We start from the raw sequence: 18,826 nt of genomic DNA on the forward strand, positions 1-18,826 counted from the left end.
AGGGAGGCGGAACGATGACGAGACCTGATTCCACGGCCCCGGCGCTGGAGGCGCGCGGCCTGGTCAAGCGGTTCCCCGGCGTCACGGCGCTGGACGGCGTGGACCTCGTCTGCCGCGCCGGGCGGGTCCACGCCCTGCTCGGCGAGAACGGCGCGGGGAAGTCCACGCTCGTGCGCATCCTGACCGGGAACCACCCGCCCGACGCGGGCGAGCTGAGGATCGGCGGCACGCCGGTCCGGCTGCACGACCCCCGCGACGCGCTCGCGCAGGGCGTGACGGCGGTGTACCAGGAGCTGACCGTCCTGCCGGAGCTGTCCGTCCTCGACAACGTCATGCTCGGCCAGGAGGTCAGCCGGCGCGGGCTGCTGAACCGCGACCGGCAGCGCGACACCGTCCGCGCCGCGCTGCGCCGCGCCGGGCTCGGCGACCTCGACCCGCGCGCGCGGGCGGGCACCCTGTCCGCCGCGACGCAGCAGCTCGTCGAGATCGCGCGGGCGCTGGTGCGGGGCAGCCGCGTGCTGCTGCTGGACGAGCCGTCCGCGCTGCTGTCCGGCGGCGGGCTGGACGCGCTGCACGCCGTCGTCCGCGAGCTCGCCGCGGACGGCGTCGCGATCATCTACATCACGCACCGGCTGGAGGAGGTGCGGGCCCTCGCCGACGACGTCACCGTGCTGCGCGACGGGCGGCTCGTCTCCACCGGGCCGGCGGCGGAGTACCCGGTCGACCGGATCGTCCGCGAGATGGTCGGGCGGGACGTCGACGCCGTCTTCCCCGCCCTGTCCGAACCGGGCGACGGCGAGGTGCTGAGCGTCCGCGGCCTGCTGCCCGCGGGGCCGGGCGCGGCCGGGCCGGGGCTCGACCTGTCGGTGCGGGCGGGCGAGATCGTCGGCGTCGCCGGGCTGCTCGGCTCGGGCCGCAGCCGCCTGCTCCGGACGCTCGCCTGCGTCCAGCCCCGCGCCGCCGGGACGATGAGCGTCGGCGGGACCCCCGTCCGCGCCTCGCTGCACGCGGCGATGCGGGCCGGGGTGGTGCTCGTCCCCGAGGAGCGCAAGACGGAGGGGCTGGTGCTCGACCTGCCCGTCCGCGCCAACACGACGCTGTCCAGCATCGCGGCCGTGTCGCCCGGCGGCTGGCTGTCGTCCGCCCGCGAGCGGGAGGCGTTCGAGGCCGAGCGCGAGCGGTTCGGGATCCGCGTGTCGGGCCCCGAGCAGCCGACCGGGCAGCTGTCCGGCGGCAACCAGCAGAAGATCGTCCTCGCGAAGTGGCTGCGCACCCGCCCCCGGGTACTGCTGCTGGACGAGCCGACCCGCGGCATCGACATCGGCGCCAAGGCGGAGATCTACCGGATCGTCGCCGGGCTCGCCGCCGAGGGCCTCGCCGTCGTGTTCGCCTCCAGCGAGCTGCCCGAGGTGACCGGCCTCGCCCACCGGGTGCTCGTGTGCCGCGGCGGCCGGGTCGCCGGCGAACTGACCGGAGACGAGATCAGCGAGGAGCGCATCATGCATCTGGCCCTCGGCACACAGGAGGTGGCCCGATGACTGCGGTCATGGCGCCGGGCGCTCCTGCTCGGGAGCGGCTGGGGACGGCGCTGTCGGGTGCGGCCCGGACCGGGCTCGCCGCCTGGACGATCGTCGCGCTCATCGTCGCCGGGCTGACCGTCGCCGACCCCGGCGGGTTCTGGACGGCCGCCAACATCGCCAACGTGCTCACCGCGACCGTCGTGCTCGGGCTGGTCGCGCTCGGCCAGCACATGGTCGTCCTCACCGGCGGGATCGACCTGTCGGTCGGCTCGACGGCCACGCTGTCCGCGCTGCTCACGGCGATGCTCATCGACGGCTACCCGATCCGCACGATCCCGACGATCATCGGCATGCTGGTGCTCGGCGCCGCGATCGGCGCCGTGCACGGGCTGATCGTCGCGAACACCCGGATCCCGGCGTTCGTGGTCACGCTGTCCACGTTCTACCTGATCCAGGGCGTCGCGTTCATGATCAGCACGACGCCGTCCGGGCAGGTCACCCGGGCCCTCGCGGACGTCGGGATGCGCCGCTTCGGGCCGTTCCCGCTCGCCCTCGCCGTCCTCGCGGTGGCCGCGCTGATCGTCGCCGTGCTGCTGCACCGCACCCGGTTCGGACGGCACGTGCACGCCGTCGGCGGGGACGCGGCGGCCGCCCGGTCCGCGGGGGTGCCCGTCCGCCGCACGCTCGTCCTCGCGTTCGTCCTCGCCGGGACCCTCGCCGCGGCGGCCGGCGTCATGCTCGCCGCCCGCGCCACCATCGGCTCGCCCAGCGCGGGGCAGGGCCTGGAGCTGTCCGCCATCACCGTCGTCGTGGTCGGCGGCGCGTCGCTGCTCGGCGGACGCGCCAGCCTCGCCGGGACGCTCGGCGGCGTGGCCCTGCTCGCCCTCGTGGAGAGCTCGTTCACGCTGCTGCAGTTCCCCGCCACGGCGTCCGACCTGATCCGGGGCGTCGTCATCCTCGCCGCCGCGGCCCTGTTCGTCCCGAGGTCCACCCGTGAATGAACCCGCTCCCTCCCGTCCCGCCTCTGCGAGCCCTCCGCCGCCGCGCGTCGTCGGGCTCGGCGAGTCGCTCATCCGGCTGTCCGCGCCGGGGCACGAGCGCCTGGACCAGGCGGGCGACCTGCGCGTCCACGTCGGCGGCGCGGAGATGAACGCGCTGATCGGCGCCGCCGGGCTCGGCCTGCCCGCGACCTGGCTGACCCGCCTCGCCGACAACCCGCTCGGCCGCCGGATCGCCGCGCACGCCCGCGCGCACGGCGTCGTCCCGCACGTCGACTGGGACGGCGCCGCCCGCGCGCCGCTCTACTTCGTCGAGCACGGCGCGCACCCCCGGCCGTCCGAGGTGCTCTACGACCGCTCCGGCACCGCGATGACGCGGCTGACCGCGGACACCTTCGGCTGGACGGACGCCGTCGCGGGCGCCGGCGCCGTCGTGTGCAGCGGCATCACCTGCGCGCTCGGCGCCGGACCCGCCGCCGCGGCCGAGGCGCTCCTCGCCGCGGCCCGCGCCGCCGGCGCGCGCACCGCGTTCGACGTCAACCACCGCTCCAAGCTGTGGACGTGGGAGCAGGCCGTCCCCGTCCTGCGCCGCCTGCTGCCGTCCGTGGACGTCCTGCTCGCCGGGCACCAGGACCTCCTGCGGCTACTCCCCTCCGCGGACCCGGACGCGGGCCGGGTGGCGCTCGCCCACCGGGCGATCGAGGAGTTCGGCTGCGACACCGTCGTGCTGCGCGAGACCGCCCGGCTCACCGGGCGGCGCGTGGCGACCGGCGTCGCCGCGGTCACCTCCGGGGGCGAGGTCGCGAGCCCGACCTACGAGGCCGACGCGGTGGACCCCTTCGGCGCGGGCGACGCCGCCTTCGGCGTGCTGATCGCGTCCCTGCTGACCGGCGACGACCTCGCGACGGCCGTGGACAAGGCCGCCTGGGCGGGCGCGTTCCAGCACACCCTGCCCGGGGACGCCTGCACGATCCGTCCCGCCGACCTCGCCCGCCGCGGCGCCCCGGCGCGGAGGATCCTGCGATGAGCGACGTGCTCGACGGGATCCGCGCGGCGGGCGCCGTCGCGATCCTGCGGCTGGCCGACCACCGCCGCGCCGTGCCGGTCGGGCGGGTCCTGTACGGCGCCGGGCTGACCGCCATGGAGATCACCTTCGACCATCCCGGCGCGCCCGCCGCCCTCCGCGACCTGCGCGCCGCCCTCCCCGGCGACGCGCTCCTCGGCGCCGGGACCGTCCGCACGCCGGACCAGGTGCGGCAGGCCGCCGAGCACGGCGCCCGCTACTGCGTCAGCCCGCACACCGACGCGCCGCTCATCCGGGCCGTCCTCGCGGCGGGCCTGGAACCGCTGCCGGGCGCGGGCACGGCCACCGAGGTCGCGACCGCCCTGGACGCCGGCGCCCGACTCATCAAGCTGTTCCCGGCGGGACCGCTGGGCGTCCCGTTCATGCGCGCGCTGCACGGGCCGTTCCGGGGCACCGCCTTCGTCCCGACCGGAGGCATCCGCCACGACGCCGCCGGCGTCTGGCTGGACGCGGGCGCCGCCGCGGTCGGCCTCGGCTCCGACCTGGTCCCGGCGGCGCCGTCCGAGGACGACGTCCCGCTGATCGCCGAACGGGCCGCCCGGGTCGCCGCCCAGGTCGCGGAGGCCCGCTCATGATCGTCGACGCCCACCTGCACGTCTTCCGCCCCGCCTCCGTCCACCCGCGGGCCGTCGACGCCCTCGCGCCCGCCGGCCGGGACGCGCCCGCCGAGGACCTGCTCACCGTCATGGCCGAGGCCGGCATCGACAAGGCGGTCCTCGTCCCGCTCGGCCCGGAGGACGACTACGTCGCGGAGACGGTCGCCGCCCACCCCGGACGGTTCGCCGCCATCGCCGTCGCCGACCGCGCGACCCAGGGGCGCGGCCCCGGGGACCCGGTCGAGACGCTCCGCGCCCGCCTCGACCGGGGCTTCTCGGGACTGCGCACGCAGTGGCTCGGCGACCCGTCCCGCCCGCTCGCCGAGTCGCCGATGCTGCCCGTCCTGCGCGAGCTGGCCGACCGCGGCCTGCCGCTGTGGAGCTACCTGCCGCCCGCGCAGCTCCCCCTGCTCCGCGAGCTGCCCGGCACGGTCGGCGGCCTGCGGATCGTCCTCAACCACCTGGGCTTCGCACCGCACGACATGCGCGTGGACGAGCACGGCCGGCCCGCGTTCGACGACCCCTTCCCGCCGCCCGTGGCGGAGACCGTCCTCGGCCTGGCCCGGCACCCGCACACCTACCTGATGTTCTCCGGGCAGTACGCGCTGTCGCGCCAGGCACCGCCGTACACCGACCTGTTCCCCGTGGTCCGGGCGCTCACCGGCGCCTACGGCGCGGACCGCATGCTGTGGGCCTCGGACTACCCCTGGACCAGGGACGTCCCCGGCCCCGCCGAGCTGCTGCGGCTCGCCGACCGCACGCTGCCCGGTCTGTCCCCGTCCGAGAGGGCCGCCCTGCACGGCGGGACCGCCCTCACCCTGCTCCCCGCCCTCAAGGAGGCCTGATGCCGTCCATCGCCCCCAACGCCGAGCGGATGCCCCGCTCCGGCATCCGCGCGATCATGGACATGGCGTGGCGCCTGGCGGACCCGGTCATCGGCCTGCACGTCGGCGAGCCGAGCTTCCCGACCCCGCCGCACGTCCTCGCCGCCGCGGAGGAGGCGTACGCGCAGGGCCGCACCCGGTACGTCCCGAACGCCGGAGTCGGCGAACTGCGCGAGGCGCTGTCCGCCAAGCTCGCCGAGCGCAACGGCGTCCAGGTCCCGACCGAGCAGGTCGTCATCACCGCGGGCGGGATGCAGGCACTGCACCTGGCCCTGTCCTCCGTGCTCTCCGCGGGCGACGAGGTGCTCATCCCCGACCCCGGCTGGCCCAACTTCGCGATGGTCGTCCAGCTCCTCCAGGCCGTCCCCGTCCGGTACGGGCTGCGCCCCGAGCGCGGTTTCCTCCCCGACGCCGACGCCCTCGACGCGCTGGTCACGCCCCGGACCCGCGCCATCATCCTGAACTCCCCGTCCAACCCGCTGGGCGCCGTCCTCCCCGAGGCCGACGTCCGGCGCCTCGTGGAGCTCGCCCGCCGCCACGACCTCTGGCTCGTCTCGGACGAGTGCTACGAGGCGATCACCTTCGGCGCACCGCACGTCAGCCCAGGCGCGTTCGACACCGACGGCCGCGTGCTCGGCGCCTTCAGCTTCTCCAAGACCTACGCGATGACGGGCATGCGCGTCGGCTACCTCGTCACCCCGCCCGCCCTCGCCGCCGTCTGCGCCAAGCTCCAGGAGCCGCTCGTCGCATGCGTCAACGCCCCCGCCCAGTACGGGGCGCTCGCCGCGCTGACCGGCCCCCAGGACCAGGTCGCGGCCGCCCGCGACGCCTACCTCGAACGCCGCGACGCCGCGACGGCCGTCCTCGACAAGGCGGGCCTGCCCTACCTCCGGCCGGAGGGGGCCTTCTACCTCTGGGCGGACGTCTCCTCCCTCACCGGCGGCGACGTTTCGGACTGGGCCATCCGCCTCCTCCAGGAGCGGCACGTCGCGGTGGCCCCCGGCACCACCTTCGGGCCGCAGGGGGAAGGCTGGGTCCGCCTCTCCCTGGCCACCGCCACCGACGACCTGCTGGAGGGCTTGACCCGCCTGCTCGACTTCCGCTGACCGGACGGACCCGGCCGAGTTGCGTTCGAGAGTCGGCCGGGCGATGCTGGTCTGACCCCGCGCCGACACCGTGGTGGGTCATGGATGTGATCAGCACCGCCGACGTCCCGGCGGAGGAGCGGTTCGCCTTCTGGCACGAGCTCAACGGGAAGTTATGGGCGCCCTACGACTTACGCTGCGATCCGCGGTTGGAGCCCCGATTTCAAGCTCAGGTCGGCGTCAGCGACTTCGGTCCCGTGCAGGCGACGCTGATCACCACGATGCCGCACTCCATTCACCGCACGCCCAAGCTCATCCGCCAGACCGACCCTGGAATGTACAAGCTGGGCTGCTTCGTCAAAGGCGGCGGTTTCAAGGAGCAGGACGGCCGGTGCGTGGAGCTCAAGGTCGGGGACCTGATGTTCTACGACACCTCGCTCCCCTACCTGGCCTCGTTCCTGCCGGACGTGCCGGAGAGCCGGGTGCTGCTTCTGCGGTTCCCTCGCACATCGCTCCCCTTGCCTGAACGGGATCTGCGGCAACTGACCACGGTCGGCATCCCGGGCGACCGGGGCGTCGGTGCGCTGTCCTCGCAGTTCCTCCGGCAGCTCGCCCTGCGCATGGACGAACTCGGCCCAGCGGACGCCGCCCGGCTCTCGACACTCGCCCTCGACGTGCTGACCGCGGCGCTGGCCAACGCGCTCGACGTCCACCTGCCGTCCCATACACGGCAGCGAGCGCTGACGGCCGAGATCCACGCCTTCATCCAGGCGAACCTGGGCGATGCGGACCTGACCCCGGGAGCGGTCGCGGAGGCGCACCACATCTCCCTGCGCTACCTGCACAGGCTGTTCCAGCAGGACGGGCACACCGTGGCCGGCTGGATCCGCGAGCGCCGCCTGGAGCGGTGCCGCCGCGACCTGGCCGACCCGCGGCTCGCCGCCCGTCCGATCAACGCGATCGCGGCCCGGTGGGGATTCACCAGCCCCTCGCATTTCAGCCAGGCCTTCCGCAGCGCCTACGGCCTTTCCCCGCGCGAATTCCGCCAACAGTGCGCGCAGGCTAAAGGCGAGTGCGCTCACACGTAACGACAAACCGGGTCGGCAACCTGCACCCTCTCTGAATGAGGAAGGCAACCGTGAACGTCGCGATTGTGGGAGCGGGGATCGGCGGGCTGTTCACCGCCTTGCGCCTGCACGCCGAAGGCGTCCGCTGCGTGGTCTACGAGCGCGGCGAGCAGATCCGCGAGCTCGGCGTGGGGATCAACGTGCTGCCGTTCGCGACCAAGGAACTGGCCGCGTTGGACCTCCTGGACCGCCTGGACGAGATCGGGGTCCGCACCGGCGAACTCGTCTACACCCACCGCCTGGGCCAGGAGATCATGCGCCGCCCCTGCGGACTGGCCGCCGGGTTCGACCACCCGCAGATCAGCGTGCATCGCGGCCGGCTGCAGGGCATGCTCCACCGCGCCGTAGTCGAACGGCTCGGAGCCGACGCCGTGCGCACCGGCCACCACCTGGTCGGCTTCGAGCAGGACGCCGAAGCGGTGACCGCCCGTTTCGCCGACGGCTCGCGAACCCGCGCGGACATCCTGGTGGGCGCCGACGGCATCCACTCGACCGTCCGGTCGACCCTGTTCCCGGACGAGGGCCCGCCGCGCTGGGGCGGCATGATGCTGTGGCGCGGCGCCACCGAATGGCCCGAATTCGGCACCGGCCGGACCATGGTGATCGCCGGCGGCAACACCGCCAAACTCGTCGTCTACCCGATCGCACCGGGGACGACTCCGGGCACCAAACTGACCAACTGGGCCATCGGCGTCGTCACCGGCCGTCCCGGCGACCCGCCGCCCAGCGAGCAGGACTGGGCGCGTCCGGCCGACCCGGCGGACCTGGCCGAGCACATCAAGCTCTTCACGCACGACCACTTCGACCACGCCGCCATGATCGAGGCCACCCGGGACCGCTTCGAGTTCCCGATGTGCGACCGCGACCCCCTCCCCCACTGGACGCGAGGCCGCGTCACCCTCCTGGGCGACGCCGCCCACCCCATGTACCCGATGGGCTCGAACGGCGCAGGCCAGGCCATCCTGGACGCGGTGAACCTGAGCACCCACCTGGCGACCCGCACGGACCCCGCCGAAGCCCTGCGCGCCTACCAGGACGACCGCCTCCCCGCCACCGCCCAGATCGTCCACCGCAACCGCCTGGGCGGTCCCGAACAGGTCATCGAGGAGGTCGAACGCCGAGCCCCGAACGGCTTCGCCCGAATCGAGGACGTAATGGACCCCACCGAAATGGAAGCCCTGGTAACCAGCTACCTCCAAGCCTCCACCGCCACCCGCAACCCCCCGAAAACCTGACTGGTCTGGGTCTTGACGGATCGTTGGGAGGTCATCAGACTCCGGGGCATGGGAGCGCTCCCATGCCGTGCTCGGCAGGGGCGGGCACGTCTTGGGCGCGTCTCCTCCACCACCCCGAGACTCTGGAGTACCGGATGAGACGACGCATCGGGATGCTCGCCGCCGCTACGGCGGGCCTCGTCGCGGTGCTTGCGCCGCCGGCGCAGGCGTTAGGACACGACGATCCGCTGGCCGGGAAGGCCAGGTTCTACGTCGAGCCCACGACCAACGCGGGGCGGCAGGCCGACATCTGGACGGCCGCGGGGCGCGACGCCGACGCGGCGCACATGCGGGCCCTGTCGAAGGTCTCGCAGGCGATCTGGTTCACCGGCGGCACGCCCGCCGAGGTGCGTACGGCGGTGCGGCGGACGATGGCCGGTGCGGCCGGGCAGCATGCCGTCCCGACGCTGGTGGCGTACTACGTCCCGGGCCGGGACTGCTCGCAGTACTCGGCGGGCGGCGCTCCGTCCGAGGCCGCCTACCGCGCCTGGATCGACGCCTTCGCCAAGGGGATCGGCGGCGGCCGGGCCGTGGTGATCGTCGAGCCCGACGGGCTGGCACTGCTGTCCAGCGAGCCGTGGTGCAACGAGGGCGGCGGCGGCACCACCGGGACGCCGGAGGACCCCGCCCTGGTCGACGAGCGCTTCCGCGAGGTCAACTACGCGATCCGCACCCTGCAGCGGCTGCCGCGCACCGGTGTGTATGTGGATTCCGGGCATTCGGACTGGCAGCCGCTTAACGATTATGACGCCGGATACGGCGAACCTCGCGCTCAGCTGGGCATGGCCAGTCGCCTGCTCAAGGGCGGTATCGCCAAGGCCGACGGCTTCGCGCTGAACGTCTCCAACTATCGCTCGACCGAGGAGTTGGTCTCGTACGGGACCCGGCTGTCCAAGTGCCTGCGCTTCCGCCAGAAGACGGGCGTGGCCGGCTGCTCCGACGCCGACCTGGCCGGCGTCCCGGACAACTCGCGCGCGCTCACGCATTTCGTCCTGGACACCAGCCGCAACGGCCAGGGGCCGTGGACGCCTCCGGCGGACAAGTACACCGACCCCCAGGTCTGGTGCAACCCGCCGGGCCGCGGCCTCGGCGCCCGTCCCTCGACCCGCACCGGTGATCCCCTGGTCGACGCCTTCCTCTGGATCAAGCGTCCCGGCGAGTCCGACGGCCAGTGCACGCGCGGCACCGCCGGCCCGGAGGACCCCGAGTACGGCGTGGTCGATCCGGCGGCCGGCGTCTGGTGGCCCGAGTACGCCCTGGGCCTCGCCCAGCGAGCCGTTCCTCCGCTTCGCTAGATCGCGGGCCCGGGCGCTGATCCCGGATCAGCGCCCGGATCGCGCTCGGTCGTCCGGCGCGTGTTCGGCGCGGAAGGTGGTGCGGTAGTCGGTCGGGGGGACGCCCACGTGCGCGGTGAAGTGGCGCCGCATGTTGGCGGCGGAGCCGAAGCCGCTGCGCCTGCTCACCTGCTCGACCGGAAGGTCGGTGGATTCCAGCAGCCTGCGCGCGTGGACGAGGCGCTGGCCCAGGAGCCACTGCAGGGGCGTGGTGCCGGTCGTCGCCACGAACCGCCGGGCGAACGTCCGGGGGCTCATGCCGGCCCTGCGGGCGAGGTCGGCCACGGTCAACGGGTGGTCGAGTCGCTCGGAGGCCCACTCCAGGACGGGGCCGAGCCCGCCGTCGCCGGACGGGGGCACCGCGTGGTCGATGTACTGCGCCTGCCCGCCGACGCGATGGGCGGGCAGCACCATGCGGCGGGCGACGCGGTTGGCGGCGTCCGCGCCCAGGTCGCAGCGGAGCAGGTGCAGGCACAGGTCCACGCCCGCGCTGCGCCCTGCACTGGTGAGCACGTCGCCCTCGTCGATGTAGAGGACCGAGGCGTCCACCTGCACCCGGGGGTGGCGCCGCGCCAGGACGTCGGAGAACAGCCAGTGCGTGGCGGCGCGCCTTCCGTCGAGCAGGCCCGCGGCGGCCAGGGCGAAGGCGCCGGTGCACAGGGACACCATGCGGGCCCCCGAACGGGAGGCTTCGGCGAGCGCGTCGGTCAGCTCGGAGGGGATCGGCTGATCGGTGAGCACGTGGACGTACGGCAGCGCCGGGACGATCACCGTGTCCGCCTTCGGCAGCTCGTCCAGCCCGTGGCGGGTCTCGACGGCGAAGCCGTACTCCGAGCGGACGCCGCCGGTCGCGATGCCGCAGACCCGGAGGTCGTACCAGGGGTCGGCGAGGTCGGGGCGCGGGCTGCCGAACATCTCGAACGCGATGGTCAGCTCGAACAGCGGCATGCCGTCGAGCACGGCGATCGCGACGGATCCGGCGCCCATGGCACGGCATCCTATGGCAGGAATCGTGCGCAAGTTGACCTTCCTGCCACTCGAAGCGCAGGAGCGGTCGGTGCCACGCTCTCGGTGTCCGCGCGCCGGGGAGCGGTGCGCCCGCTGATAGGAGGGTTCGTGGCCCCGATCTCCGCCGCCGAGCCGCAGGACGCCTCGCCCGTCGTCGAACTCAGGCAGTACACGCTGCGTCCCGGCCGCCGGGAAGAGCTGACCGAGCTCTTCGAGCGGGAGTTCGTCGAGACGCAGGAAGCCGTCGGGATGAGCGTCATCGGCATATTCCACGATGAGGACCGCTCCGACCGCTTCGTCTGGATACGCGGGTTCGCCGGCATGGCCGAGCGGCATCGGGCGCTGACCGCGTTCTACCTCGAAGGCGAGGCGTGGAAGGCCCACGGGATCGCGGCGGCGGCGACCATGATCGACGCGTCGGACGTCCTGCTGCTGCGGCCCGCGCGTGCCGGGAGGGGCATCGCCGTCGCCGCCGAGCGGCCGCGTCCGGGATCGGTCGAGCGTCCCGGGTCGCGCGTCCTCGTGACCATCTACCACCCGGAACGGGCGGTCACGGGCGAGGTCGTGCGGCTCATCGACGACCGCGTCCACCCGCTGATGGCCGAGACCGGGGCGACGCCCATCGGGTGCCTGGTGACGGAGCCTTCGGAGAACACGTTCACCAGGCTCCCGATCCGGGAGGGCGAGAACGTGGTGGTCTCGCTGGCGATCGTCAAGAGTGCCGACGCGCTTCGCGACCATGACGAGCGCCTGGCCGCCTCCGCGGCGTGGGCATCGGTTCAGTCACGGCTCAGCGCGCCCGCCGAGCGGCTGGTGCTGGCTCCGACGGCCCGGTCCCTCGTGCACTGAAGGGCGATTCCCGACCGTGATCCTCGCCGTCGCACCTCTACAATTCCGTGCGTGACCGCCTACCGTGATCTCGACGCGTTCGGGGACCTGGACGCCTCCGCACTGCCCCTGCGCCAGCAGCGGATCCTGGCCATGATCCAGGACTGGGTGGTCCGGTACGGGTACGCGCCGAGCACGCGCCAGATCGGCGACGCGGTCGGCCTGCGGTCATCATCGTCGGTGTCACGCCACCTCGCGAGCCTGGAGGACAAGGGCTTCCTGCGGCGCGGCACGGCGGTGTCGCGGCCGATCGACACGCGCATGTTCTTGCAGGAGGCTCCGCGACGGGAGGCTTCCGGCGGGCCGGTGACGGTGCCCGTGTTGGGGCACATCGCCGCCGGTACTCCCATCTCCGCCGAGGAGCACGTCGAGGACACGCTGACGCTGCCCCGCGAGGTCACCGGGAGCGGCACCGTCTTCGCCCTGCGCGTGCGCGGCGACTCGATGATCGACGCCGCGATCTGCGACGGCGACATCGTCGTGGTCCGCCGGCAGCAGGAGGCCCACTCCGGCCAGATCGTCGCCGCCATGATCGACGACGAGGCCACCGTGAAGGTCTACCGGCGCCGCGACGGACACGTCCGCCTCGAACCGCGCAATCCCGCCTACGACGTCATCGACGGCGACGAGGCCGTCGTGCTCGGGATAGTCGTCTCGGTCATCCGCAGCGTCTGAGGCCTGCCTTCGTCCCCTTCCGGCCATATCGCCCTCCGTCGTGAAGACGGATCGGGCGGGAGGGCAATAACGGGTGTCAGGATGATGACCCGGAAGGTGCCGGTCCATGAGCGCCACTGTTCCCCAGTCCGCCGCGCCGCCCAGGGCGCCGGCGGATCCCAGCGACGCCGCGGTGATCGTGGCGTCGCGTGATGATCCTGAACGGTTCTCGGAGATATTCGACCGGTACTTCGGGGAGATCCACCGCTATGTCGCGTCCCGTCTGGGAAGCGCGCCGGCCGATGATGTGGCCGCCGAGACGTTCTTGACCGCCTTCACGTCGCGGCACCGCTATGACGCCGACCGGCCGCAGGCCCGCGCGTGGTTATACGGGATCGCCACCAATCTGGTCCGGCGGCATCGGCGTTCCGAGAAGCGTGCCCGTCGGCTGTTCGGACGCGCGGCGGCCGTGGACGACCACGCCGACCGGGTGGCCGAGATGGTCAGCGCGCAGCGGATGCAGCCCCGGCTGGAGAAGGCGCTGGCGGGTCTGGGCACGGGAGACCGCGACGTCCTTCTGCTGGTCGCCTACGGCGACCTGAGCTACGAGGAGGTCGCGCAGGCCCTCGGCATCCGCGCCGGGACGGTCGGTTCCCGGCTCACACGGGCGCGGCGCAAGCTGCGCCGGGCACTCGAAGCAGACCCGGAGTAGGACGAGGAGACGTGCAGTGATGGACGAGATGCAGATGCTGCGGGAGTACCACGACGCCCGTCCCGGCCCGTCGCCCGAGGTCGTCGCGGAGGCCCGCGTCCGGCTGCGGGAGAAGGCGCGGAGGCCGGCGCGCGCGGCCCCGCGGCGCCGGTACGTCGTGGGTGCGGCGGCCGTCGCCACCGCGGCGGTCGCGATCGTGCCGTTGGGGACCCTCGGCGGCGAGTCGGGCGGCCGGGCGTACGCGGCCGAGCCGCTGCCGGACGGCCGGATCAAGGTGACGATGGACGACCTCACCGGCCCGCCCGAGGTGATCCAGCGCCGGCTCGACGGTGTCGAGCGGAAGCTCGCCGCGCTCGGGGTCAAGGCGGACATCGAACTCCAACCCGTCCACATGCGTTGCTCGAACATCCCGCGCGGCGAACTCGACCAGGAGACCAACCGCCACACCACCGCGATGGACGACGGATGGCTCCTGCCCAACAGGGACAAGCGCGCGATCTTCTATGTGCACCCAGAGCGCGTCAAACCGGGAAACACCCTGGTGTGGACGCTCTCGGTCCACGGCCCCAAGGGCGCGTTCTCAGTGGCCTTCAGCATCTACCAGGTACGCGGCCCGGTGAAGCCCTGCGATCCCGTCCCGCTCCCCCAGCTCGAGCGCTTCTTCGGCGGTGGCGGGCCCCGGCCCCCACGCTGACGTCCAGCCTGCGACCACCGCGGCCGGGAACCGGGAATGGTCTGGGGACGTCCGACTGATATGAGCGGGAAGCGCACCGCAGGTTGCCTGCTCATGACGCTGGCCGCGGTGGTGGGGTGGTTCGTCACGGCCGTCGCTTGTGTGCCACTCGCCTGGTATCTAGGGATCTGGCTGTCAGGCTGGGAGAAACCTGAAGGGTTCATTCAAGGCGCGAGCACGAACCCGCTGTACGGCGGCGCCGGCCCCATGATGCTGCTCAGCTTCCTTGCGTTGTTGGCGGTGTCCTCGATTCTCTGGGGCCGGCTGATCAGAAGAATCGTCACCCGCCACAAGCACTACTCGTAGATGTACTGGCCCAGGCCGAGCAGATTTCCCTCGCTGTCGCGGAACCACGTCCCTCGCTCGCCGACCGCCCCGGTGGACGGGTAGTTGCCCTGCACGTCGACGATGTCGCCTTCGAATCGCACGCCGCGCTTGCGCAGATCTTCGACGGCCAGATCGATGTCGGGCACCGTGAAGCCCATCTGCGTATGGTCCCCCGACGCCTTTCCTGTCGACGCGAAGACCACGAACTCGGTGCCGCCGCACAGATAGCGCAGACCGCCCTCGCGCTCCTCGACCGGTTCCAGGCCCAGCCGTTCGGAGTACCAGCGCCGGGCCCGGTCGAGGTCCTGCGCCGGGAGCCGGACCGCCGCGCGGGCGTGGTCCATGGGGCCGGCGGTCTCCCCCGCGCGCTCCTTCTTCTTCGCCCAGTACGTCGGCGTGGTCTGGATCAGCTGCACGTAGTTGCCTTCGGGGTCCTCGACGGTGGCGAACCAGAGCCCGCCGTCGCGGTACTCCGCCCTGGACACCCAGGTGGCGCCGCGGTCGTCGAGGCGCTGCGCGGCCTTGTGGATGTCGGGGACGTAGTAGTTGATGATGACCCGTCCAGGCTCGGCGGCGCGGGGCGCGACGTCGTCGCGGCCGTCGATCAGCACGCCGACCTGCCCGAAGCCGAGGAAGCCGTCGACGTCGGGCCGCGCGCCCAGCGCATCGGCGTACCACTCCCGCAACCGCTGCGGGTCGGCGCTGCCGATGAGAATGCTCTCGATCGTGGTCATGCCCATGGTCTCCTCCAGCCGGTCAGTGCTCGTCGCCGATCCGCACGTCGTGAGGATCTGGAGCGTCTTCGCTCCCGGTCTCGGTGTCCTTGTCCTGTTGGATCGCCTCGGCGATGCGCCGGATGCGCCGGAGCCGGGCGTCCCAGGCGCCGCCGACCTCGGCCAGCTGGGCGGCCGCGCGGGCGAGCCGGGCCTGGTCGACGCGGTACCGCCGCTGGCGCCCGGCGGTGGTGGCGTGGACCAGGCCGACCCGGTCGAGGACGGCCAGGTGCTTCGCCACCGCCTGGCGGCTCACCGGCAGGTGCCCGCTCAGGCTGGTCGCCGTCCCGCCGCCCTCGCTGAGCAGCAGGTCGAGCATCCGGCGCCGGGTCGGATCGCCGATCGCCGCCCACAGCGCGTCGTCCACGGCCGCGCTCATGCGCCCGCGGCGACCTGCGCGGCATACCCCGGCAGCCGCGGAAGGAACAGGTCCCAGCCCTCGACGTGCGCCCGGTACTCGTCGGCGATCTTCGCTTCCGCCCAGCCGCGCTCGCGGAACCCGCTCTCGGTCATCCGCAGCAGCGTCCCGCTCCCGGCGGCCTCGATCTCGAAGACGACCAGCATCGAGTTCCCCGCGCCGGCTTGTTCCCCCTCCCGGTGGGTCCACCGGAAGGAGAACAGCCGCGGCGGGACGGCCTCGACGACCGTGAACTGCATCCACTCGCGGTTCCGCGGGTCTCCGAAGCCGATCCGGCCCGCTTCCCCGGGCACGGCCGGGAACTCCGCCTCGTCCGGCCACCACTCGCGCAGGTGCCGGGGGCTGCTCACCACCTCGAAGACCACCTCGGGCGAGGCCTCGATGTGGATCTCCCGCTCGATGGATTCGTATTCCATGCCCATCCTTTGCAACCTTTGGTTGCGCATCACCCTAACCCGCAGGCCAGTGACGCGCAACCATCGGTTGCATAAGTGGGGTACCGGTCTCCCCTCCATCAGCCCGTTGAACGCTCGTCGCCGTGCCAGTCCTTGTTGAATCCGCCGAGATGCGGGTGGTACATCTCGTCGCCGCTGTGCTGGGTGAACTCGACTTTCACCCACAGGGCGTCGAGGTCGAAGGCCTCCACGCAGGCGTCGATGAGGGACCGGGCCAGCAGAGCCCGGGTCTCGGCCGGGCGGCCCTTCCGGATGTCGCACATGATCAGCGCGGAGGGGGTGGGCGGGCCGGACTCGTGGCAGCGCCACACCCCTCCGCGTCCGAGGTCGTGGATCGAGACGGTGAGCAGATCCATGCCGACCTGCATGATCTCCCCGTAGATGACGCCGACGCGCCGTGCGAACTCCCGCTTGGCGTCCTCGTCCGCGACCAGCGGCAGGTCGACCTGGATGGATGGCATGGGACTCCCTTCGGGTCAGACGGCCGAGTGCCGCGAATCTTCGAGCGCCTGGGCCGCGGCGAACAGCAGCCCTTCGCTGCCCGGTGACGTGACGAGCTGCACGGCGATCGGCAGCCCGTCCAGCCGGCCCGCGGGGACGCTGATCGCCGGCGAACCCGTCAGGTTCCACGGGCTGGTCAGCGAGAGCAGTGCCGCGCGGACTTCCAGGCCGGTGCCGTCGACGGTGACGCTGCGCGCGTCGAGAGGCGGCGCCACGATCGGCACGGTCGGCAGGGCCAGCAGGTCGAACGTCGACAGCAGTTCGCCGACCACGGCCCGGAGCTCCCGGCGGACCTCGTCGGCCTCGGCGTAGAGGTGATCGGATATCTCGCGTCCCCGGTGGAGTCGCGCGCGCACCTCGGGATCGATGAGGTCATCGTCCGCCGCCAGGTGGTGCTCGTGCACCTGGAACGCCTCCCTGCCCTGGAGGGTGGAGAGGACGTCGAACAGGTCCCACTTGGCGAAGCCCTCGACGACGTCGACGTCGAAGGCCCGGCTCACGAACCGTCGCGTCAGCTCCTCGATCCGCCGGTCCGTCACGGCGATGGACTCGGGTGGGATCCAGCCGACGGAGACGCGGTCAAGGGCGGCGGCCGGGAGCACGGGCCGGTCGGCCAGCGTCTGGTGGCCGATCAGCGCGTCTTCGGACGTGGCAGCGAAGACCCCGACGTGGTCGAGGGACGGAGCCAGCGGGTACACGCCCTCGCTCGAAACGGCGTCGTAGGCGGGCTTGAAGCCGACGACGCCGCACAGCGCGGCGGGCACCCGGATCGACCCGGCCGTGTCGGTGCCCAGGGTCAGCGGCACCATGCCGGCGGCGACCGCGACGGCGCTGCCACCGCTGCTGCCGCCGGACATCCGGCCGGGGTCCTCCGGGTTGCGCGAGGCGCCGTGGGCGGACCGGTCGCCGGTCGCGCCGTACGCGAACTCGTGCAGGGTCGTCTTTCCTATGATGACGGCTCCGGCGTCGCGCAGCCGCCGCACGGACTCGGCGTCCTTGCCGGCTAGGCCGCCGAACGCGGTGGCCGATCCGCAGGTGGTCGGCAGGCCGGCCATGTCGATGAGGTCCTTCACCGCCACCGGAATGCCGTGCAGCGGTCCACGGTCGGCGCCCGCGGCGAGTTGCTCGTCGGCCTCGCGCGCCGCCGCGCGGGCCCCCTCCTCGTCGATGAGGACGAACGCGTTCAGCGTGGGATCGAGCTCGCGCGCGCGGCGCAACGCCGTCTCGGTCAGCTCCCGGGCGGAGGTCTCCCGCCGGCGGAGGGCGCGGGCGGATTCTGCGATGGTCATGAGGCGATTCCAGGGATGAGGCGGAACACGGCGACGATCAGCGCCGTGGAGATGGTCATGGAGGCGACGTTGCCGATGAACGGATGGAAGCCCGCCGGCAGGCGAGCCGAGATCGCCGCCGCCGCGGGCGGGGCGACCAGCGCGCCGGCCAGCGCGCCCAGCACGACGGACTGCCACGTCCCTCCGAAGGCGAGCACGGTGGCGGGCGCGACGGAGACGACCGGCACGAAGGTCGGGTAGAAGCCGCGCGCCTCCCAGCGCCCGCGCCAGATCACCACGCCCGCGACCGCGGTGAGGACCTGGCCGGCGAGGACCTCCGGGAACAGGCCGGATCCGTACGCGGTGCTGGACGGATCGAGCAGATGGGACAGGACGGCTCCGAGGATCAGCGCAGCGCTCGCCCATTCGTTGCCGAAGAACTGCGCCTCGGAGAAGTCGGCCAACGCCCGGCGGGGCACCCACAGGAACACGTGCCCGCGGCTCGGCGCGGGATCGGGGTGCGTCCGCCAGGCTCCGGGTGCCGGCATCCACGGGAGGCGATCGCAGAGCCAGAACGCGATGATCGCGCCGCCCCACATCCCCGTGGTCGCGCCGACCACGGGCGGCAGGTCGAGCGGGCCCGTGACGTGCCCGACGGTGAGGATCGCGATCGGCGGAGTCAGCAGGGCTCCGAGGACGGTGGCCGGCAGGGCGATCCTCCATCCGGGCCCGTAGAGGACGACGATCGCCGGTGCGACGGAGACCAGCGGCACGAACAGGGGCTGCCAGCCACCGGGCGCGAGGGTCCATCCCCAGGCGAGGTTGCCCAGCAGCAGGCCGGCGAGCGCGCTCCCGGCGGCCCACGGCCACAGGCCCGTCCCGCAGGCCTGGACGAACCCCTGCCACCGCCACGATCGCCGGTGGGCGACATGGCCCGCCAGGCCCCCGGCGAGCAGCAGCGCGCCCGCCGGGGCGACCGCGTAGAACTGCGGCTCGCTGATGGATCCGACCAGCCATGACGCGAGCCGGCCGGCGTCGGTGTAGTCGGCGCTCCAGTCCTGGCGGCTCGCGGCCCGGGTGAACGTCCAGCCGGCGAGCACCGCCAGCAGGACGCCGGCCAGCCCGGCGCCCAGGTGGGCGGTCCTTCGCGGGACGGCGGCGTCGGCCTTCCCGCGGACGGTCGCCAT

General features: G+C 73.1%; 21 protein-coding genes. 14 read left to right on the top strand and 7 right to left on the bottom strand.

What is annotated here, in order from left to right:
- The first annotated feature begins 14 nt into the window (after positions 1 to 14).
- From K8Z49_RS16430 to K8Z49_RS16470, 9 genes are all read left to right on the top strand, one after another.
- Entirely contained in the window at positions 15 to 1,538 is a 1,524-nt protein-coding gene (locus K8Z49_RS16430) for a sugar ABC transporter ATP-binding protein (protein ID WP_075022525.1), read from the top strand.
- Positions 1,535 to 2,521 carry an ABC transporter permease gene (locus K8Z49_RS16435; RefSeq protein WP_081842541.1) on the top strand — a complete coding sequence of 329 codons (987 nt, stop codon included), beginning with the start codon at positions 1,535 to 1,537 and terminating at the stop codon, positions 2,519 to 2,521. Before K8Z49_RS16430 ends, K8Z49_RS16435 begins: the two co-directional genes overlap by 4 nt.
- Positions 2,514 to 3,545 carry a sugar kinase gene (locus K8Z49_RS16440; RefSeq protein WP_024935028.1) on the top strand — a complete coding sequence of 344 codons (1,032 nt, stop codon included), beginning with the start codon at positions 2,514 to 2,516 and terminating at the stop codon, positions 3,543 to 3,545. Before K8Z49_RS16435 ends, K8Z49_RS16440 begins: the two co-directional genes overlap by 8 nt.
- Entirely contained in the window at positions 3,542 to 4,177 is a 636-nt protein-coding gene (locus K8Z49_RS16445; protein ID WP_412519530.1) for a bifunctional 4-hydroxy-2-oxoglutarate aldolase/2-dehydro-3-deoxy-phosphogluconate aldolase, read from the top strand. Before K8Z49_RS16440 ends, K8Z49_RS16445 begins: the two co-directional genes overlap by 4 nt.
- Positions 4,174 to 5,043 carry an amidohydrolase family protein gene (locus tag K8Z49_RS16450; protein ID WP_021594170.1) on the top strand — a complete coding sequence of 290 codons (870 nt, stop codon included), beginning with the start codon at positions 4,174 to 4,176 and terminating at the stop codon, positions 5,041 to 5,043. Before K8Z49_RS16445 ends, K8Z49_RS16450 begins: the two co-directional genes overlap by 4 nt.
- Positions 5,043 to 6,188 (top strand): pyridoxal phosphate-dependent aminotransferase, encoded by a 1,146-nt coding sequence (locus K8Z49_RS16455; protein ID WP_021594169.1) that lies wholly within the window; start codon positions 5,043 to 5,045, stop codon positions 6,186 to 6,188. Before K8Z49_RS16450 ends, K8Z49_RS16455 begins: the two co-directional genes overlap by 1 nt.
- Before the next feature lie 80 nt (positions 6,189 to 6,268).
- Positions 6,269 to 7,255, top strand: a complete 987-nt coding sequence (locus tag K8Z49_RS16460; protein ID WP_075022522.1) for a helix-turn-helix domain-containing protein — start codon at positions 6,269 to 6,271, stop codon at positions 7,253 to 7,255.
- Between the two features lie 50 nt (positions 7,256 to 7,305).
- Entirely contained in the window at positions 7,306 to 8,529 is a 1,224-nt protein-coding gene (locus K8Z49_RS16465) for a flavin-dependent oxidoreductase (protein ID WP_412519533.1), read from the top strand.
- 134 nt (positions 8,530 to 8,663) lie between these two features.
- Complete coding sequence (locus K8Z49_RS16470) at positions 8,664 to 9,863, top strand: glycoside hydrolase family 6 protein (protein ID WP_412519535.1); 1,200 nt, start codon at positions 8,664 to 8,666, stop codon at positions 9,861 to 9,863.
- Between the two features lie 27 nt (positions 9,864 to 9,890).
- Here K8Z49_RS16470 and K8Z49_RS16475 read toward each other — a convergent pair whose 3' ends face one another.
- Positions 9,891 to 10,889 carry a helix-turn-helix domain-containing protein gene (locus tag K8Z49_RS16475; RefSeq protein ID WP_021594165.1) on the bottom strand — a complete coding sequence of 333 codons (999 nt, stop codon included), beginning with the start codon at positions 10,887 to 10,889 and terminating at the stop codon, positions 9,891 to 9,893.
- A gap of 129 nt (positions 10,890 to 11,018) precedes the next feature.
- Here K8Z49_RS16475 and K8Z49_RS16480 point away from each other — a divergent pair, with 129 nt between their 5' ends.
- From K8Z49_RS16480 to K8Z49_RS16500, 5 genes are all read left to right on the top strand, one after another.
- A complete protein-coding gene (locus K8Z49_RS16480) occupies positions 11,019 to 11,759 on the top strand; it encodes an NIPSNAP family protein (protein ID WP_412519537.1) in 741 nt (246 codons plus the stop codon).
- 51 nt (positions 11,760 to 11,810) lie between these two features.
- Positions 11,811 to 12,473 carry a transcriptional repressor LexA gene (gene lexA / locus K8Z49_RS16485; protein ID WP_021594163.1) on the top strand — a complete coding sequence of 221 codons (663 nt, stop codon included), beginning with the start codon at positions 11,811 to 11,813 and terminating at the stop codon, positions 12,471 to 12,473.
- A gap of 106 nt (positions 12,474 to 12,579) precedes the next feature.
- Positions 12,580 to 13,164, top strand: coding sequence for an RNA polymerase sigma factor (locus K8Z49_RS16490; protein WP_412519539.1), 585 nt, complete (start codon positions 12,580 to 12,582; stop codon positions 13,162 to 13,164).
- 19 nt (positions 13,165 to 13,183) lie between these two features.
- The gene (locus K8Z49_RS16495; protein ID WP_412519541.1) at positions 13,184 to 13,858 is read left to right on the top strand and encodes a hypothetical protein; all 675 of its coding nucleotides are present in this window, start codon (positions 13,184 to 13,186) and stop codon (positions 13,856 to 13,858) included.
- 93 nt (positions 13,859 to 13,951) lie between these two features.
- A complete protein-coding gene (locus tag K8Z49_RS16500) occupies positions 13,952 to 14,203 on the top strand; it encodes a hypothetical protein (RefSeq protein ID WP_146877237.1) in 252 nt (83 codons plus the stop codon).
- On the opposite strand, the gene K8Z49_RS16505 is transcribed toward K8Z49_RS16500, so the two are convergent.
- From K8Z49_RS16505 to K8Z49_RS16530, 6 genes are all read right to left on the bottom strand, one after another.
- A complete protein-coding gene (locus K8Z49_RS16505) occupies positions 14,194 to 14,958 on the bottom strand; it encodes a VOC family protein (protein WP_412519543.1) in 765 nt (254 codons plus the stop codon). The genes K8Z49_RS16500 and K8Z49_RS16505 overlap by 10 nt on opposite strands.
- A 22-nt stretch (positions 14,959 to 14,980) precedes the next feature.
- A complete protein-coding gene (locus K8Z49_RS16510; protein ID WP_412519545.1) occupies positions 14,981 to 15,376 on the bottom strand; it encodes an ArsR/SmtB family transcription factor in 396 nt (131 codons plus the stop codon).
- The gene (locus tag K8Z49_RS16515) at positions 15,373 to 15,831 is read right to left on the bottom strand and encodes an SRPBCC domain-containing protein (RefSeq protein ID WP_412519547.1); all 459 of its coding nucleotides are present in this window, start codon (positions 15,829 to 15,831) and stop codon (positions 15,373 to 15,375) included. The genes K8Z49_RS16510 and K8Z49_RS16515 overlap by 4 nt, the downstream gene beginning before the upstream one ends.
- 98 nt (positions 15,832 to 15,929) lie before the next feature.
- Entirely contained in the window at positions 15,930 to 16,331 is a 402-nt protein-coding gene (locus K8Z49_RS16520; protein WP_111829920.1) for a tautomerase, read from the bottom strand.
- Positions 16,332 to 16,346: 15 nt separating this feature from the next.
- Positions 16,347 to 17,660, bottom strand: coding sequence for an amidase (locus K8Z49_RS16525; protein WP_412519549.1), 1,314 nt, complete (start codon positions 17,658 to 17,660; stop codon positions 16,347 to 16,349).
- On the bottom strand, positions 17,657 to 18,826 hold the full coding sequence (locus K8Z49_RS16530; RefSeq protein WP_412519551.1) for a hypothetical protein: 1,170 nt from the start codon (positions 18,824 to 18,826) through the stop codon (positions 17,657 to 17,659). Before K8Z49_RS16530 ends, K8Z49_RS16525 begins: the two co-directional genes overlap by 4 nt.

Source organism: Actinomadura madurae (genome assembly GCF_047130825.1).
Classification (GTDB): domain Bacteria; phylum Actinomycetota; class Actinomycetes; order Streptosporangiales; family Streptosporangiaceae; genus Spirillospora; species Spirillospora madurae.

Bases quoted from the DNA above. Each gene is read 5' to 3' on its own strand.
- K8Z49_RS16450 (WP_021594170.1), top strand. From the start codon at position 4,174: ATGATCGTCGACGCCCACCTGCACGTCTTCCGCCCCGCCTCCGTCCAC.
- K8Z49_RS16520 (WP_111829920.1), bottom strand. From the start codon at position 16,331: ATGCCATCCATCCAGGTCGACCTGCCGCTGGTCGCGGACGAGGACGCC.
- K8Z49_RS16530 (WP_412519551.1), bottom strand. From the start codon at position 18,826: ATGGCGACCGTCCGCGGGAAGGCCGACGCCGCCGTCCCGCGAAGGACC.
- K8Z49_RS16490 (WP_412519539.1), top strand. From the start codon at position 12,580: ATGAGCGCCACTGTTCCCCAGTCCGCCGCGCCGCCCAGGGCGCCGGCG.
- K8Z49_RS16500 (WP_146877237.1), top strand. From the start codon at position 13,952: ATGACGCTGGCCGCGGTGGTGGGGTGGTTCGTCACGGCCGTCGCTTGT.
- K8Z49_RS16470 (WP_412519535.1), top strand. From the start codon at position 8,664: ATGAGACGACGCATCGGGATGCTCGCCGCCGCTACGGCGGGCCTCGTC.
- K8Z49_RS16435 (WP_081842541.1), top strand. From the start codon at position 1,535: ATGACTGCGGTCATGGCGCCGGGCGCTCCTGCTCGGGAGCGGCTGGGG.
- K8Z49_RS16525 (WP_412519549.1), bottom strand. From the start codon at position 17,660: ATGACCATCGCAGAATCCGCCCGCGCCCTCCGCCGGCGGGAGACCTCC.
- K8Z49_RS16505 (WP_412519543.1), bottom strand. From the start codon at position 14,958: ATGACCACGATCGAGAGCATTCTCATCGGCAGCGCCGACCCGCAGCGG.
- K8Z49_RS16515 (WP_412519547.1), bottom strand. From the start codon at position 15,831: ATGGAATACGAATCCATCGAGCGGGAGATCCACATCGAGGCCTCGCCC.
- K8Z49_RS16460 (WP_075022522.1), top strand. From the start codon at position 6,269: ATGGATGTGATCAGCACCGCCGACGTCCCGGCGGAGGAGCGGTTCGCC.
- K8Z49_RS16430 (WP_075022525.1), top strand. From the start codon at position 15: ATGACGAGACCTGATTCCACGGCCCCGGCGCTGGAGGCGCGCGGCCTG.
- K8Z49_RS16475 (WP_021594165.1), bottom strand. From the start codon at position 10,889: ATGGGCGCCGGATCCGTCGCGATCGCCGTGCTCGACGGCATGCCGCTG.
- K8Z49_RS16495 (WP_412519541.1), top strand. From the start codon at position 13,184: ATGGACGAGATGCAGATGCTGCGGGAGTACCACGACGCCCGTCCCGGC.
- K8Z49_RS16455 (WP_021594169.1), top strand. From the start codon at position 5,043: ATGCCGTCCATCGCCCCCAACGCCGAGCGGATGCCCCGCTCCGGCATC.
- K8Z49_RS16445 (WP_412519530.1), top strand. From the start codon at position 3,542: ATGAGCGACGTGCTCGACGGGATCCGCGCGGCGGGCGCCGTCGCGATC.
- K8Z49_RS16510 (WP_412519545.1), bottom strand. From the start codon at position 15,376: ATGAGCGCGGCCGTGGACGACGCGCTGTGGGCGGCGATCGGCGATCCG.